The sequence below is a fragment of the Shewanella sp. 1311 genome (assembly GCF_059338235.1).
In genome coordinates this window covers 4,162,483-4,178,291 of the sequence record NZ_CM181686.1, presented here as the reverse complement: position 1 = coordinate 4,178,291, position 15,809 = coordinate 4,162,483, and the positions used below count along the sequence as shown (strand labels likewise).

Here is a 15,809-nt window from a genome sequence, read left to right as displayed (position 1 = left end):
AATAACTATAAATGAAATCAAAAGTTTCAGTAATTATTGGTAGTATTTTTGCCGCCTACGTCGCCTTTGTCGCTGTGGTTGTACTGGTTTATGAACCAACGCCAGAAGACATGAATTGGGAGGACCGACAGGCCTATAACAGCCAGAAGATGAACGATTTAACCTTAGGGCAAAATATCGGTTCAGTAAAAGAATTGCTCGGTAAGGCCGACTTTTCAGAGGCAAAAGCCGTCAAGGAAGCCAAGTTACAGGTGCTCTTTTATCGCACTCACCATGAGAAATCAGACGGTGTGACGACCAAAGAAGAATGTACCCCGCTTATTTTTGAAAATGATAAGTTGATTGCTTGGGGCCAAGATACCTATAAGCAATACCTCGATGCGGGCACAGACACTGTGCTCACTTCCGCCCACGAGACATTGAGCAGTAAATAAATACGACTGACATCTAAATAAAAACGCCACCTAATCGGTGGCGTTTTTGTTTTCATAATTAACCAACTAAACGTCTTAGTGACAGAATACCTAGGTCACTCAGTGCGATAGCAATAAGCTAAACCAGTCACTTATTCATCATCAGCCTTGTACTCGACATAGGCTTCGCCTTTGCTGAGCCATTCTGGCGCGGGTTTACCCTTCAGATAATGATCGAAATACTGCATCATGCGAATGCTGTAATCGAGCTTATTCGGGTACTTTTTCAAGTGATGCGGCTCATCCTCATATTGTAAGAACACCACATCTTTACCAGCACGGCGCATGGCCAAGTACATTTCAACACCTTGTTCCCAAGGCACCGCATCGTCCTTATCACCAAACATGATCATCAAAGGCGTTTGAATACGGTCAGCGTAAAATACTGGTGAGTTTTCAATGTATTTTTGTGGCGCGGCAAACAAACTCGCGCCAATACGGCTCTGTCCAGTTTCATACTGGAACTGACGCGCAATACCCGTACCATGGCGAATGCCACTGTAGGCGCTGGTCATGTTCGATACCGGCGCACCCGCTACCGCTGCCTTAAACATCTTAGTTTGAGTGATGGCAAACGCCGTTTGATAACCACTCCAAGAATGACCTTGCAGACCAATAGCATCGGGATCGGCAATGCCCATCTCAATCAGCTTTTGCACGCCTGAGGTGAGCGCTTGCACCGAACTCGCGCCGGGGTAACCAATTTCAAAACGAATATCCGGTAGGAATACCGCATAGCCATTATTGATATACCAAGCAAAATTAGGCCTGTGGTTAATGTTCATCTGCGGGAAGGCGTGCAGTCTATCCGTCATAAAGCGATAGTAGTAAACCAACACAGGAACACGCTGACCCGCTTGATAATTGGTCGGCTTGATCAGCACGCCATCTAACGGCTTACCATCGCCATTCGTCCAGTGAACTAACTCGGCTTTGCTCCAGTTAAACGCTTGGCGTTGCTTATCTAAATCCGTTTGCTTAAGCGCATTTTGCGGGGCGCTATAGTTAGCGGTATACAAGTCGGGGAATAAGTCGAAACGCTCCTTAGAAAACACGATAGTGTCTGCGTCTTTACTGCGTCCTAACACAGTCAACTTATACTCGCCTTGCATCAGCGTTTTCACGCCCGCTGCGCCGAGTGTCGCTTGGTAGAAGCCATCGGCCTTAGTTTTATCGCTATAACCGTGGAGTAACACAGTAGCGTTATAGGCAAGCTCAGTCGGCTCATCGGGATTATCGACTAAGCCCTCAAGACGATATTGAATTTTCTGGGTGCGCCCTTTACCTGCGGTTAAAGCAAAACCTGCCTTAGATTCAGTATTAAACTGCCAGACATCGTATTTATCGTAAACCAAGAACCCAGCGTCATCTTTCAGCCAAGGGCCAAAACCGTATCCCGGCGCGCTCGATGGATAGTCATGGTCTTCATCGGCAAAGCTGACCTTTAATGATCTTGTTAGGTTAGTGCGATGGGCCTCAGCAATATCATAAAGATACACATTACCTTGCTGATAATAAGCCACATACTTGCCGTTACCCGACAAACTTGGCTCGGCATCGCTCGGCTGCTGAGTCAAAAAAGGCACCTTACTGCCAGTGTTAATGTCGACCAGATAATAGTCTTGATAGAAGCCAGCCCACGTCGCCATCTTGCGATAGGGCAAATCTGAACTCGCCAACATAAAGCGCTTATGTTGTGAAATGGTCACATCTGGCACGGTTTTATCGCCAAGCTGCACCACGTTATTCGATCCTAAATGCAATACCGCAAGGTAAGTGCGTTTTTGCTCATCCTCATATTGCTTGATTTCGTGGGGTTTAATCCGTGGGTCGTCACCATGCCACACCTTAAGACCGCGCTGTCCGGTAACAATATCGGCATCGAACAGGTCTTTTTCTTCGGTGATTTTCTGCAAACTAAGCTGCTGGCTCACCTCTGGCACGCGGCCGAAGAACAGCCGTTCGCTATCCAATGAGAAGCTTAAACTTGTGTAGCGATTAAGTTTCCACTCAGGTGACTCAGGAGTTTTGCTGATTTTACCCGATTGCAAATCGACCAACGATAACTGATAGCTGCGACCATAGGGCAACTCGCTATCTTTGCCCTGCGTAAACGCCAGCCAACGACCATTTTTAGCCAGCGCTAACGCACCAACCTGTTGGCTAGGCGAATCAAAAACGACGGTTTTTTGGTGGGTATGTAAATCCACTAATTGCAATTGATGCTGTTTATTGGCGATATCATTCACCGCTAACGCAAGTCGGCGGCTCGCCTTATCAAACACATAACCTGTCACTTGCTCAACATCGATGCGCTTAGTTTGATCGTCTAAACTGATCAAACTAAAACGGCGGCCTTGGTCAAACTTATCAACCTTTGGCTTATCGGCTTTAGCATGAGTTTGTGTGCCTGCTTCAGCGAGTTTTTCGCTGGCTTTAGGCTCAGCATCTTTTTTAGACTCTTCATCGGCCTCAAACCACATTGCCAAATGCTTACCGTCATCACTGAACACGAATTCCTTCACGCGTTCAAAGCGGGTTTGCGTGCCCATTTGGGTATCGAGTAATACCATGTCAGATTTGAGTTTTTTCTTCGCCTTGGCATCACTCGTTTCACGCGTGAGCAAACTCGGTTTGACCACCACAGCCACAAAGCGGCCATCGTGACTCACTAAAGGATCTGACCCACCCGCGATTTGATAACTTTGCTGCGACAGCACATTTTTCACAATGACGTGACTATCCCCGCGATCGGGCGCAGACTCGACCGCGATGACTTGGCCCTTATCTGCGATAACCGGCTTTTCAAGGGATTCAAAGTGCATGATGTCTGTGAGGGTGAGCGGTTTAGTGCTGGTATCAGCCTGCACTGCTGGCAATATTCCAAGGGATAACAGCACCAGAGATGTGATAGGGATTAACTTCAATGTCTTCCTCTTTTATATATTTGTTAGACTAAAGTAGACTTTTTTAACCATTGGCTCTCCATCATGGTGAGAACCCAGTATTTTTACAAGTTATACCACATAAAAAATCGTGATATTGCTCACTATTTCCTGTGAAGTTTGACCAAAGATGGTTAAAATAATAGGCAGAAAAAATACCAAATTCATAGTCCTGCTATCCAGTTAACGCTGGGGCAGACAATTGCAGTAACGACGAACCGTGGAAGGACTTCTCCATGTCAAAAAGAACGATAACCGTAATTCCAGGTGATGGAATTGGCCCAAGTATTATTGATTCAGCCTTAAAAATTCTCGATAAAGCGGGCTGTGATTTTGAATATGAATTTGCCGATGCCGGCCTGACTGCACTCGAAAAGCAAGGCGAGTTACTGCCACCGCGCACCTTAGAATTAATCGAAAAAAACCGTATCACACTGAAAGGCCCACTGACGACGCCAGTAGGTGAAGGCTTTACCTCTATCAACGTGACCTTACGTAAAAAATTCGGCCTGTACGCTAACGTACGCCCAGTGATTTCGTTCAAAGGCACTCAAGCTCGTTACGAAAATATCGATATCATCACAGTACGTGAAAACACTGAAGGCATGTATTCTGGCTATGGCCAAAAAGTGTCTGAAGATGGTTTGACGGCAGAAGCGACCAGTATCGTGACTCGCCAAGGTGCCGAGCAAATCGCCACTTTCGCCTACGAACTGGCTCGCAAAGAAAACCGTAAAAAAGTCACTATCGTGCACAAAGCCAACATCATGAAGTCAACGTCAGGCCTGTTCCTGAAAGTGGCCCGTGAAGTGAGCCTACGTTACCCAGACATCAAGACAGAAGAAATGATCGTCGATGCAACGTGCATGAAGTTAGTGATGAACCCAGAAAACTTCGATGTGATCGTAACCACCAACCTGTTCGGTGACATTTTATCGGATCTATGTGCCGGTTTAGTCGGTGGTTTAGGTATGGCACCAGGCGCAAACATTGGCCGTGATGCTGCGATTTTCGAAGCCGTTCACGGTAGTGCACCTGATATTGCGGGTAAAAACCTTGCAAACCCAACCTCAGTGATTTTAGCGTCTATTCAGATGCTGGAATATTTAGGCATGGCTGACAAAGCTGAGCAAATCCGTAAAGCGGTATCTGCAGTGATCGAAGAAGGCGACCGTACCACTCGCGATTTAGGCGGCACTCACGGCACGACTGACTTCACTCAAGCGGTTCTTGAGCGTCTGTGATCGCAATGCTGAGCGCGTTTAAGACGAGTCTATAACGCGCTTGTTCAAGCATAAGCTTCATTAGAAGTAAGCGCTTGAAACTCAAATGAGTAAACACGAAAAAGCCCCGAAGTTTCCTTTGGGGCTTTTTATTATCTGGCTTTTAAACCTGCATGGCTTTAAAACTGCGTATCTTTTACATCTGTGTGACGATTACCGTATTAGCGTACCTAAGTAACGTACGCGAGTAACGACGGCAATATCACTGCAGAGTTATCGCAGGAATTAATTCCACGCGGTATTAGGACGCAGCCATAAATGCACAGTCACTTCATCACGATCGTGATAAAGATGCTTACACTGCACTTTAAAATCGCTCACGCCATTCTCTTTAAGAATGGTCTGCATGGTCTCAAGAATGGCAGTGACTTCTTTATAGCGGCTCTTCATCGGTAATTTAAGGTTGAAAATCGCTTCCTTAAACCAACCGTTAATCGCCCAAGCTTCAATCAGTTCAGCTACGCGCGCTGGTTTTTCAACCATGTCGCACACTAGCCAATAGATATTTTTGCGCTGTGGTTCGAAACGGAAACCGTCTTCACGGTAATGTTTCACTTGGCCCGTTTCCATGAGTTTCTCATCCATGGGACCATTATCGACAGCCGACACAAACATGCCGCGACGCACCAGTTGATAAGTCCAGCCACCTGGGCAAGCGCCCAAATCCACTGAGTTCATACCACTGCGAATACGCTCTTCTTGCTCTTCTTTTGGCACGAATTGACCAAAGGCTTCATCGAGTTTCAGGCTAGAACGACTCGGAGCATCCGCCGCCATTTTCAGACGTGGAATACCCATAAAATGTGGCGAGCTGTTATTGCTGTAGGAATAACCCACATAGGCACGGCCGGGTCCGATAAAACACACGTGGATAATCGGACGTTTTGGATTTTCCTGCGCGAGTAAACTGCCGGATTTTTTCAAATGCTGGCGTAAAGGCACAGTGAACTTACGGCAAAAAGCCGATAGCTCTTTCGCTTCGTTAGTATCTGGCGTTTCAACCCGCACTTCACCCGCTTTGCTGACGTCACTGAGTGCCGCCACGATTGGGCTAATTCTGTCGTTTTCAGGCAAGTCGACTAATAAGTCGCTGGCAGCAAACATCTGGCGAGCGAAAATGAGCGAATCTAAAGGCAGTTGTTTTACTAACGTATCTGCGGCGTCATCTTCAAAACATTGGTACACGACATAGGCGTCGTTATTGTTGGCCTTAACAAAGCCACCCACATTGAGCTCACCGGCTCGCTGTTGGATTTCTGCAGCGCATTCTTTTTCAAAGCCTGCGCGGCAAAATAAAAATAGGTTTTTCATGGGGATCCCTGAGAAATCCAAGCCAAAGCATTGGCTGACTATCGATTTGGGCGTCAGTATACCAATTTCAATCCACAAATGCCCTATTTGCCTACTTGCGGAACTTTGAATTGCGATTGGAGAAATAAAAAAGGCTTAGGTGCGCCCTAAGCCTGTTAACTCACATTGACGTTCGAGATTAAGACTCGTGACCGTCAATCACTTTATGGCGCCATACCGCAGCGGCAAATAATAACCAGCCAAGTAAGAAACACCCACCGCCCATCGGCGTAACAGGGCCAAGCCACTTAGTGCCGAACAATGCCAGCCCGTATAACGAGCCAGAAAACAACACTATGCCTGCAATAAACAAATAGGCCGACCAGTCCAATAAACGTGAGGTTAACCATTGGCCCGAAAAGGCAACCATGATTAAGGCGAAGGTATGGTAGAAATGGTATTGCACCCCAAGATTAAACACGTCAATCAAATCCGGTGGTGCGACTGCTTTTAAACCATGGGCACCAAAAGCCCCTAAGGCGACGGCTAAAAATCCGCTCACGGCGGCGAGTAACAATAGACCTTTACGCATTTAACTCTCCTGCTGGAATGGGCTTAACTCATTCAACATTCATTCGCTCAACATTAAGCTAACCAATAAAATCGCTAGATAAATCAATGGCACGTGCAAGGTTAGCCGCTTCAGTGGTGCCTGACGACTTTCTTGGGACAAAACTATGATCACCGTCGGTTATCCAAGCCAATCCTATCTCAGCTTTCAAAGGCCAACTTGGGATCTGCTCTTTGCCACCAAACTTATCCCGCTCGCCCTGTACGACTAATACTGGGACTTGGCATTCATTCAAAGGTTCCAATCTAGGCTCACCGCCTTTAAGTGGCACAAAGGGGTAACCTAAACAAATCACTCTATCGATGCGCGCCGCTAACGCAGGATCGCAAGCTAATAGCGCTGCCATACGTCCGCCCATGGATTTGCCCATCAGTACGACACGCTCGACCTTAGGTTGTGAATAGGCGGTATCGAGCATCTGTGTAAAACACGCGAGCAATTTAGGCGTGCGGTCCGGTGGACGCCGTTTGCCATCGACGGCATTGGCCTGCATATAGGGAAAATTAAAGCGCATCACTTGGTAGCCCTTAGCCACAAGCCCCGCCGACATGGCCTGCATAAACTCAGAGTCCATGTTAGCGCCCGCGCCGTGGGCCAATAAAACCACAGTGCTCGCAGGCTCACCCTCTAATACAAAACTGGGCTTATCCGGGCAACAACTCACTGCGCGACTCCTCAGCAAACATGTCTAACATCCATTCGCGAAACGCGACGACCTTACCCAGTTCTGCGTGATTCTGCTGGCAAACCAAGTAGTAAGCATCTTTACTGACCAAGACTTCTTGAAATGGGCACACAAGACGCCCCGCTTTTATATCGGGACGCGCCAGTACGCTGTAACCTAAAGCCACGCCTTGACCGTGGGCCGCCGCCTGCAATACCAAGGACGAATGACTGAAGATGGGGCCTTGGTTCACATTAATATCGTTAATCCCACATTGTCTAAACCACGCCTGCCAATCGTGACGATTCATATCATGTAATAGCGTGTGATATTTTAAATCGCTCGGTTTTGACAACGGCTTAGGACCGTTGAGCAACATGGGCGAACACACAGGAATGAGCACTTCGTTTCTGAGCTTATCGGCGCGCAGACCAGGCCAATTGCCTAGACCATAATAAATGGCGACATCCACATCATCGGTTAATGAGCTCGCTTCGGTATCGACGGCTTTAATACGCACGTCGATATCGGGATTTTTCTCACTGAACTTTGCCAAACGCGGCACTAACCATTGAATTGCAAAACTGGGCGACATACTGACCGTCAGAGAACCAATCGCACTGCGGGCGAGTAATCGGTCGGTAGCATCGGCGAGTTGAATAAAGATGTCTTTGATGTCGAGGAAGTAGCTCTGCCCTTCTTCAGTTAAAAGCAAAGAACGGTTCTTTCGGCGAAATAATTTTAATCCGAGGAAATCTTCTAATGCCTTTATTTGATGGCTCACCGCAGCTTGCGTAACAAACAATTCTTCTGCTGCGCGCGTAAAGCTCAAATGCCGCGCAGCTGCCTCAAATGCTTTAACCGCATTAAGCGGTGGTAATCGTCTGGACATAGTGATCTCAGTCTCGTTTTTTAATTAGTTTTTCTAATCCGTATTGTTACATTTAATCGTTTGTAAAGGCCAGTGATTTTGGTTAAATTTTGCGCCATTGAAACAGCGGTATCCACGAAACACTTATATCTATGAAACACCCTAGTTGGACAATCTCAAAGTTGGTGATGGGAATGTCTGACAGCGTTAATTTGTCAGCCCGGAGGCGACTATGTTTAATTTAAAATCAGCGTTTGCGTTAGCGATAATTTCAGCACTCAGCTTAAATGCCAGTGCTAATGTACTCGTTGACGAAATCGTCATCGATACTAGCGACTTACAAGCCAGTATCACTGCAGACTTAACTGCTGCAATGAATAAAATGCACCAAGAAGTGCTGCAAGAAGCCACACTGTTGATTGCCGCAGATGATGTCGCATCAAATCAGCAAATCGTTAAGCCTAACAGCTTATAAGACAACACCAATTTAGGTTTTCACCACGAAGACCAAAAGAAAAAGCCGCATTCATATGCGGCTTTTTTGTATTCAATCTCTATGGGCACTTCCCACTGACAAGACATGTCAGTGGGCAAGTTTGCATTGATTTATGGGCGATACACTTTGACGTTAGTGTAGCCTTGCTCGATTAAATACAATGCCTGCAATTTACTCATCACCCCACGCTCACAATACAGCAAATAGGTTTTTTGCTTATCGAGATCGGCAAATTGAGTCGCTAACTTGAAGAATGGGATACGTTTAATCTCAATACCTTCAATTTGCAACGGCTTGCTTTCCTCTTCTTCAGGGGCGCGAATATCAATGACCACTTGGTTGGTATCAATACTGGCGACCGTTTCAGTCTCAGTAATCCGAGTATCCATTTGTTCTGCGATCTCCCTGATATCAATAGTGACAGACTGGGCGATGATTTGATCGATCAAATCTTCAGAGAACTTCTTCTCTTCCGCTTCTACTTTAGCTAATACCGCTTTAACCGTTGGCTTTTGCGAAATCACGCCGCAATATTCAGGCATAGATTTGGCAAAATCTTCGGTGCCGATTTTACGGCTCTCGTTGATAATGTCTTGTTTATCCATGGCAATCAGCGGACGTAAAATCAGCAGCTCAGTACAGCGGTCAATCACGTTTAAGTTGGTTAGCGTTTGGCTAGAGACTTGGCCTAAACTTTCACCGGTCACCAAGGCTTGAATGCCCATACGGTCGGCAATACGCGCCGCAGTGCGCATCATCATACGCTTGAGCACAACGCCCATTTGGCCATTATCGATACGCTCTAAAATCTCAGCGACCACAGGCTCAAAAGGTACAGAGATAAACTTCACCTTGTGGGATTCGCCGTAGGTTTTCCACAAATGGTAAGCCACTTGCTTCACGCCAATTTCATGCTGCGCGCCGCCCAGATTAAAGAAGCAATAATGGGTACGCGCCCCTTTTTTGATAAATTGATAGCTAGACACACCAGAGTCAAAACCACCAGAAATCAAGGACAACACATCTTCCTGTGTCGCCATAGGGAAACCGCCTAAGCCTTCAATGCGCTTAGTGACCATGTAAAGATTATCGCGTTCAATTTCAAGGTTAACGGTAATATCGGGATTCTTTAAACGCACACCTAAAGCATCGGTAAACTGATTTAAACCGCCGCCGACGTAACGCTCCACTTCGATAGAATTAAAATCGTGATCGCCAGTGCGCTTCACTCGCACGCAGAAGGTTTTACCCGCGAGTTGGTCACGATAAACAGGCAAGACTTGCTGATAAATATCGTCCACAGATTCAAAGCTGTACTCATCCACTTGCACTACGTGTGCAATGCCAGGAATACACGCCAGACGCTCACCGAAGGCTTGTGCCAATTCAGGCTTATCCTTTGGCACCATTACCATAATGCGGTCCCATTGACGTTGAACTTTAGCGTCTTCGTCGACTTTTTTGAGCACATTACGTATGTTGGTTTCGAGCATTTTGGTGAAGCGCATCCTTACGGGTTTGCTCTTCATCATGATTTCTGGGTACAGCTTTACAATAAACTTCATGGGATTTCCGCGGGCAATTTTAAAACAGCAAAATTGGTTAAAAGAATAATCGGGGGATTATATACCCAAGCGACCTAAAAATGCGAGTTTCAGCGCGCATCGCAAACAGCCACACAAGCCACATTCATGGCGGATTAATGCCGTATTAATGGCGTATTAATGGCGTATTAGTGATTAAATCACGGCGGGATTTTTAAGCAAATTCGGTCGGGATAATGTCATTGAAGCCTATTCACTTAGTTAAAATTGCTCTGTTTGAAATGAGTTATTTGAGATGAATTATTTGAGATAAGTCGTGGAGGTAAGGTTGACGGAAGCTTAGGGATTACACACTCTCTGCGATTGGCGTAAAGCCCAAATGGATTTAAACCAACCACAGCGCTTTGATGCACAAAGCGTTAGCAAAAAATGAAAAGTCCACCTTAGCCCAATAAAAAAGCCGCAACAGGATTGCGGCTTTAGATTCAGTGAGTACCAAACTACCTAAGGCGAATTACCAACCTGAATTTCATCAGATTCCTTCGCTTTACCTTGCTCAATGGCAATTTCCACCCTGCGGTTACGGGCACGATTCTCTGGTGAGTCGTTAGGCACTATCGGGTTGTTAGACGCCATGCCAACCACTTTCATCCGTTTAGAATCAAAGCCTTTAACCTGCACTAACTCGTGGGCCACAGCCACAGCGCGTTTACTGGATAAATCCCAGTTAGAGCTATAAAGCTCATCGCTGATTTGCATATCATCCGTGTAACCCGATACCGTAATAATCCCCGGCACATCTTTTAGCAGTTCGCCAACAGAGCGCACCACAGGTTTGAATCGTGGTTGAAGGAAGCCTGAACCAGAGGCAAATGCCCCCTTCTCACGGATACGGATAATAATTTGTTGACCTAAGGACTCAATTTCAATCGCACCATCGGTGATCTCTTTATTGAGCTCCTGTGCCATCTTCTTCACTTCTTGATTGATCTTATCCTGTGCAGCCGCCGCTTCGGCTTTAACCGCATCCGCCACTTCCTGCGCCGTTGCAGTGGCTTCACCACCACGCTGAGAACCACTTTGCTGCTGAACGCCACCAGCACTGTCGTCTTCACCCGCTTGGTAATCCAATACAGGTTCCGTCATTTCATTGGTTTGCTGGTTGATAATTTCAATCGGCGTGGGATCGGGACGTCCTGGTCTAAATTCTAAGGCAATAACAGACGTCCCTTTCGGGATATCTTTAACTTCCACCTTATTTTGCACACCAAAGGCATACTTCATTGAGCCCGCGATCTGCTTAAACTTCATTACGTCCATTTCGGAAAATGATAATAACAACACGAAGAAACACATCAACAGCGACATCAAGTCAGCAAAGGTCGCCAACCACATCGGTGCTCCGGCCGGTGGACAGTTGCACTTAGCCTTAGCCATGGGCTACTCTCCGTCCGTTGTATCTATTTTGCGATTTTTCTCAGCCAGATAATTTTTCAAGAAGCCTTCAATCACCCGTGGGTTTTGTCCGTCTTGAATCGCCAATACCGCATCCATAATCAAGTTACGGTTCAGCATTTCTTCGCCCATCCTAAGCGTTAACTTATCCGCGATAGGAAGACAAACCATGTTAGCAACCATAGCGCCGTATAAGGTGGTTAACAAGGCCACCGCCATCGAGGGGCCGATGGATTTAGGATCTGACATGTTTGACAGCATGGCCACAAGACCCACCAGCGTACCTATCATGCCCATTGCCGGACCGACGTCACCAAACGCTCTAAAAATACCGATCCCAGTACGATGGCGCTCTTCGGTCAGCGCAATATCCTTCTCTAAGGCAGCGCGAACCACTTCACCATCGTGACCATCCACAAGCATGTCGACGGCTTTTTGCATAAAGCTGTTAGTAATCTGCGCTTCTTCTAAGGCTAAAAAACCGCCTTTACGGGCGGCATCAGCCATAGTCACGGACTGTTCAATCAAATCTTCTGGCTTATCAATCTTAAAAATAAACGCTTTGGCGGCGATTTTTACCGCGCTAAAAAACTGTTTAAGATTGAACTTCATCATCACCACGAAGAAGGACCCACCGAAAACAATAAGAATCGAGGGTACATCAACGAAAATCATTAAACCGCCGCTGGTGGCCATTGCCCCGAGGATAAAACCAAAGGCACCCACAATTCCAATTACTGTTGCTAAATCCACAACGGCTCCTCAATTTTCGTAATAAACGACATAATACTTACCCTAGGTAAGCAATAACACTCAGTTGTTCCACTGAGTAAGATAATCCCACCGACACACATGCGAGCCTTGTCTATCCAGTTAAAAATTACCATACAAATGATGATACTATTGTCAGTTATCGGACACACACTAAGCAAGTTTAGCGACAATTTATATTTTCTGAAAAAATTTCAGTAACAAAGCGTGCTATTGAGCAAATATCTTTAGTCTGAATTTGACCCTAAAGCCGCCCTGATATACCTTGTGTCCGCTAAATCAAAGGAAGCATAAACGTGGCGAAGAAACCCGAAAATCTCAGTTTTGAAGAATCCCTTGGCGAACTCGAGCGCATTGTTGCCGATCTAGAACAAGGCGATATCTCCCTCGATGACGCGTTAAAACAATTTGAACGTGGCATCAATCTGGTTCGAAATAGCCAAGCAAAACTCGAACAAGCCCAACAAAAAGTGGCCATTTTACTGAAACAAGATGAAAATGCGCCCCTATCCCCCTATGCCGTTGAGGGCGAATAAGCGTGTTAGTCAGTGCCATTCAAGAATTTCAACAACGGGTTGATAATCAATTAAAACAGCGTTTTAGTACGCTTGAAGATACCGCTCCCCAATTAAAAGCTGCCATGACTTACGGCACCTTATTGGGTGGCAAACGCATTCGACCTTTCCTTGTATACAGTGTCGGACGCATGTTTGGGGTCGAGCTCGAAAAATTAGATGCTTGCGCCGCAGCCATTGAATGTATCCATGCTTATTCATTGATCCACGACGATTTACCCGCCATGGATGATGATGAGCTGCGCCGTGGTCAGCCCACAGTGCATATCGCGTTTGATGAAGCGACCGCCATTTTAGCTGGGGATGCACTGCAGACCTTAGCCTTTGAAATTGTCACCGAAGCGGTACCAGGGATCAGCAGCGAGCAACATATCGCTATGGTCAGAGTATTAGCAAAAGCCTCAGGTTATCGTGGCATGTGTGGCGGCCAAGCGATAGACTTAGCCTCAACAGATAAACATATTGATCTTAAAGCATTAACTCAGTTACATAATATGAAAACGGGCGCCCTTATCAGCTGCGCCGTTGAGTTAGCGTTAATCGCCGCGAACGCGCCAAAAGATCAGTATGCTGCTATGATGGATTTTGCCCATGCGGTCGGACTCGCCTTTCAAGTACAAGACGATATCCTCGACATCGTAGCCACCACCGAAGAACTCGGTAAGCCGCAAGGCTCTGATACTGAATCGAATAAGAGTACGTTTCCACAACTACTTGGACTACAAGGTGCACAAGACACCGCCAAACAACTGATCCAAGAGGCACTATCAGCGCTGGCTAAATTGCCATACAATAGCCAGTTAATTGCAGACTTCGCCCGCTATATCATTGAGCGAAGAATATAATAAGAGTCGAAGTATCTCGCTATGAGTTTGGACATTTCTCAGTTTCCCGTGTTGGCGCAGGCCAACACCCCCAATGAACTCCGCCAGCTTCCTCAGGCACTTTTACCACAAGTAGCCGACGAACTGCGCGAGTTCCTTCTTAAGTCTGTTGGCATGTCCAGCGGACATTTTGCCTCTGGGCTCGGCACAGTGGAACTCACTGTTGCGTTGCACTATGTCTACAACACCCCTTTTGATCGGCTGATTTGGGATGTGGGCCATCAGGCTTATCCCCACAAAATTCTCACGGGTCGTCGTGACAAGATGCACACCATTCGCCAAAAAGATGGCTTGCATCCTTTCCCATGGCGTGAAGAAAGTGAATACGACACTTTCAGCGTTGGGCATTCAGGCACGTCTATCAGCGCCGCACTGGCGATGGCGATTGCCGCAGAAAAAGAACAAGCGGGTCGTAAAGTCGTTGCCGTGATCGGTGATGGCGCCATGACTGGTGGTATGGTGTTTGAAGCAATGAACCACGCAGGCGACTTACACAATGACATGCTCGTGGTACTGAACGACAACGAAATGTCGATCTCTGAAAATGTCGGCGCCCTCAATAACCATTTAGCCCAACTGATGTCAGGCCGTTTCTACACTACGCTGCGCGAAGGCGGCAAGAAAGTATTGAAAGGCATGCCCGTCATCAAAGAAATGGCCAAACGCACTGAGGAACACCTCAAGGGCATGGTCGTTCCTGGCACGCTATTTGAGGAGTTAGGTTTCAACTATATCGGTCCTATCGATGGCCACGATGTTGATGCTCTGGTCGAGACTATGCGTAATATGCGCAATCTGAAAGGTCCACAGGTGCTGCACATCATGACCAAAAAAGGTCGTGGTTATGAACCTGCTGAAAAAGATCCTATCGGTTGGCATGCCGTACCTAAGTTTGACCCGTCGCTGTTTAAAAAGCCGGCCACCAAACCCGGTTTACCGACCTTTTCCCAAGTCTTCGGTAAATGGTTGTGCGACATCGCTGAGCAAGATGAGAAAGTATTAGCCATAACTCCTGCGATGCGCGAAGGCTCGGGCATGGTGGAGTTCTCCCAGCGTTTCCCGAAACAATATTTCGATGCGGCGATTGCCGAGCAGCATGCAGTGACTTTAGCCGCTGGTTTTGCCTGTGAAGGCTTTAAGCCTGTGGTGGCGATTTACTCGACCTTCCTGCAACGCGCCTACGATCAACTTATTCATGATGTGGCACTACAGCAATTACCGGTATTGTTCGCTATCGATCGCGGCGGTATTGTCGGTGCCGATGGTCCAACTCACCAAGGTGCATTCGATTTAAGCTTTATGCGTTGCATCCCCAACATGGTGATCATGGCGCCGTCGGACGAAAATGAATGTCGTCAAATGCTCTACACTGGCTATTGCTATGATGCAGGCCCAAGTGCAGTGCGTTATCCAAGGGGCTGTGCCACGGGAGCGACGCAAGTCGAAGCGATGACGGCATTGCCGATTGGTAAAGGCGTGATCAAACGTGTGGGTAAGCGCATTGCCATACTCAACTTTGGCACCTTGTTAGCGTCGGCGTTAACCGCTGCCGAAAGCTTAGATGCAACGGTTGTCGATATGCGCTTTGTGAAACCACTTGATGTTGATTTGGTCAAAGAGATGGCGCAAACCCACGAAGTGCTCGTCACAGTGGAAGAAAACGCCATTATGGGCGGCGCTGGTGCTGGCGTGCTTGAACAGCTTCAAAAGCTGCGAATGCCTAAAGCCGTGCTTCAAATTGGTTTGCCAGATGAATTCATCAAACATGGCTCGCCAGAGGAAGTCACCCATGATTTGCAACTGGATGCCGAAGGTATACTGGCGCAAATCAATGCTTATCTAGCACAATAAATGGCTCAATAGTTGGCGGAATAGGTAGAACTAGCTTATCTCGGTAAGGTGCTCAGTCTTACCAATATAGATTCCG

General features: G+C 46.9%; 14 protein-coding genes. 6 read left to right on the top strand and 8 right to left on the bottom strand.

Annotated features, from left to right (window positions below; translation table 11 throughout):
* Positions 1-11 precede the first annotated feature (11 nt).
* The gene (locus tag AC5YB3_RS18435) at positions 12-434 is read left to right on the top strand and encodes a DUF3192 domain-containing protein (RefSeq protein WP_006080896.1); all 423 of its coding nucleotides are present in this window, start codon (positions 12-14) and stop codon (positions 432-434) included.
* A 131-nt stretch (positions 435-565) separates the two neighbouring features.
* On the opposite strand, the gene AC5YB3_RS18430 is transcribed toward AC5YB3_RS18435, so the two are convergent.
* Positions 566-3,400, bottom strand: coding sequence for a S9 family peptidase (locus tag AC5YB3_RS18430; RefSeq protein WP_494525894.1), 2,835 nt, complete (start codon positions 3,398-3,400; stop codon positions 566-568).
* A 254-nt stretch (positions 3,401-3,654) separates the two neighbouring features.
* On the opposite strand from AC5YB3_RS18430, the gene AC5YB3_RS18425 reads away from it, so the two are divergent.
* A complete protein-coding gene (locus AC5YB3_RS18425) occupies positions 3,655-4,662 on the top strand; it encodes an isocitrate dehydrogenase (protein WP_006080893.1) in 1,008 nt (335 codons plus the stop codon).
* 264 nt (positions 4,663-4,926) lie between these two features.
* On the opposite strand, the gene rlmM is transcribed toward AC5YB3_RS18425, so the two are convergent.
* The 4 genes from rlmM to AC5YB3_RS18405 all read right to left on the bottom strand — a co-directional run bounded on the left by rlmM (position 4,927) and on the right by AC5YB3_RS18405 (position 8,178).
* Complete coding sequence (rlmM, locus tag AC5YB3_RS18420; protein ID WP_012088667.1) at positions 4,927-6,012, bottom strand: 23S rRNA (cytidine(2498)-2'-O)-methyltransferase RlmM; 1,086 nt, start codon at positions 6,010-6,012, stop codon at positions 4,927-4,929.
* A 178-nt stretch (positions 6,013-6,190) separates the two neighbouring features.
* Positions 6,191-6,583: a DUF423 domain-containing protein gene (locus AC5YB3_RS18415; RefSeq protein WP_006080891.1), complete on the bottom strand. Its 393-nt coding sequence runs from the start codon at positions 6,581-6,583 to the stop codon at positions 6,191-6,193.
* 58 nt (positions 6,584-6,641) lie between these two features.
* Entirely contained in the window at positions 6,642-7,286 is a 645-nt protein-coding gene (locus AC5YB3_RS18410) for an alpha/beta family hydrolase (RefSeq protein ID WP_432286521.1), read from the bottom strand.
* Complete coding sequence (locus AC5YB3_RS18405) at positions 7,267-8,178, bottom strand: transcriptional regulator GcvA (RefSeq protein ID WP_006080889.1); 912 nt, start codon at positions 8,176-8,178, stop codon at positions 7,267-7,269. The genes AC5YB3_RS18410 and AC5YB3_RS18405 overlap by 20 nt, the downstream gene beginning before the upstream one ends.
* Positions 8,179-8,389: 211 nt before the next feature.
* Here AC5YB3_RS18405 and AC5YB3_RS18400 point away from each other — a divergent pair, with 211 nt between their 5' ends.
* Positions 8,390-8,632 carry a hypothetical protein gene (locus tag AC5YB3_RS18400; protein ID WP_411356980.1) on the top strand — a complete coding sequence of 81 codons (243 nt, stop codon included), beginning with the start codon at positions 8,390-8,392 and terminating at the stop codon, positions 8,630-8,632.
* Positions 8,633-8,763: 131 nt separating this feature from the next.
* On the opposite strand, the gene thiI is transcribed toward AC5YB3_RS18400, so the two are convergent.
* From thiI to pomA, 3 genes are all read right to left on the bottom strand, one after another.
* Positions 8,764-10,218, bottom strand: coding sequence for a tRNA uracil 4-sulfurtransferase ThiI (thiI, locus tag AC5YB3_RS18395; RefSeq protein WP_006080887.1), 1,455 nt, complete (start codon positions 10,216-10,218; stop codon positions 8,764-8,766).
* Positions 10,219-10,701: 483 nt separating this feature from the next.
* Entirely contained in the window at positions 10,702-11,634 is a 933-nt protein-coding gene (locus AC5YB3_RS18390) for a flagellar motor protein MotB (RefSeq protein WP_006080886.1), read from the bottom strand.
* A gap of 3 nt (positions 11,635-11,637) precedes the next feature.
* The gene (pomA, locus tag AC5YB3_RS18385) at positions 11,638-12,405 is read right to left on the bottom strand and encodes a flagellar motor protein PomA (protein ID WP_006085155.1); all 768 of its coding nucleotides are present in this window, start codon (positions 12,403-12,405) and stop codon (positions 11,638-11,640) included.
* Between the two features lie 314 nt (positions 12,406-12,719).
* Here pomA and xseB point away from each other — a divergent pair, with 314 nt between their 5' ends.
* From xseB to dxs, 3 genes are read left to right on the top strand one after another with little or no spacing between them, the layout of a single operon-like run.
* Entirely contained in the window at positions 12,720-12,959 is a 240-nt protein-coding gene (xseB, locus tag AC5YB3_RS18380; protein ID WP_006080884.1) for an exodeoxyribonuclease VII small subunit, read from the top strand.
* Between the two features lie 2 nt (positions 12,960-12,961).
* On the top strand, positions 12,962-13,843 hold the full coding sequence (gene ispA, locus AC5YB3_RS18375; RefSeq protein WP_494525893.1) for a (2E,6E)-farnesyl diphosphate synthase: 882 nt from the start codon (positions 12,962-12,964) through the stop codon (positions 13,841-13,843).
* A 21-nt stretch (positions 13,844-13,864) separates the two neighbouring features.
* On the top strand, positions 13,865-15,733 hold the full coding sequence (dxs, locus tag AC5YB3_RS18370) for a 1-deoxy-D-xylulose-5-phosphate synthase (RefSeq protein WP_494525892.1): 1,869 nt from the start codon (positions 13,865-13,867) through the stop codon (positions 15,731-15,733).
* The last annotated feature ends 76 nt before the right edge of the window (positions 15,734-15,809 follow it).

Coding starts and splice junctions, on each gene's coding strand:
- AC5YB3_RS18435 (WP_006080896.1), top strand. CDS start 12: ATGAAATCAAAAGTTTCAGTAATTATTGGTAGTATTTTTGCCGCCTAC.
- AC5YB3_RS18425 (WP_006080893.1), top strand. CDS start 3,655: ATGTCAAAAAGAACGATAACCGTAATTCCAGGTGATGGAATTGGCCCA.
- rlmM (WP_012088667.1), bottom strand. CDS start 6,012: ATGAAAAACCTATTTTTATTTTGCCGCGCAGGCTTTGAAAAAGAATGC.
- AC5YB3_RS18415 (WP_006080891.1), bottom strand. CDS start 6,583: ATGCGTAAAGGTCTATTGTTACTCGCCGCCGTGAGCGGATTTTTAGCC.
- AC5YB3_RS18405 (WP_006080889.1), bottom strand. CDS start 8,178: ATGTCCAGACGATTACCACCGCTTAATGCGGTTAAAGCATTTGAGGCA.
- AC5YB3_RS18400 (WP_411356980.1), top strand. CDS start 8,390: ATGTTTAATTTAAAATCAGCGTTTGCGTTAGCGATAATTTCAGCACTC.
- thiI (WP_006080887.1), bottom strand. CDS start 10,218: ATGAAGTTTATTGTAAAGCTGTACCCAGAAATCATGATGAAGAGCAAA.
- AC5YB3_RS18390 (WP_006080886.1), bottom strand. CDS start 11,634: ATGGCTAAGGCTAAGTGCAACTGTCCACCGGCCGGAGCACCGATGTGG.
- dxs (WP_494525892.1), top strand. CDS start 13,865: ATGAGTTTGGACATTTCTCAGTTTCCCGTGTTGGCGCAGGCCAACACC.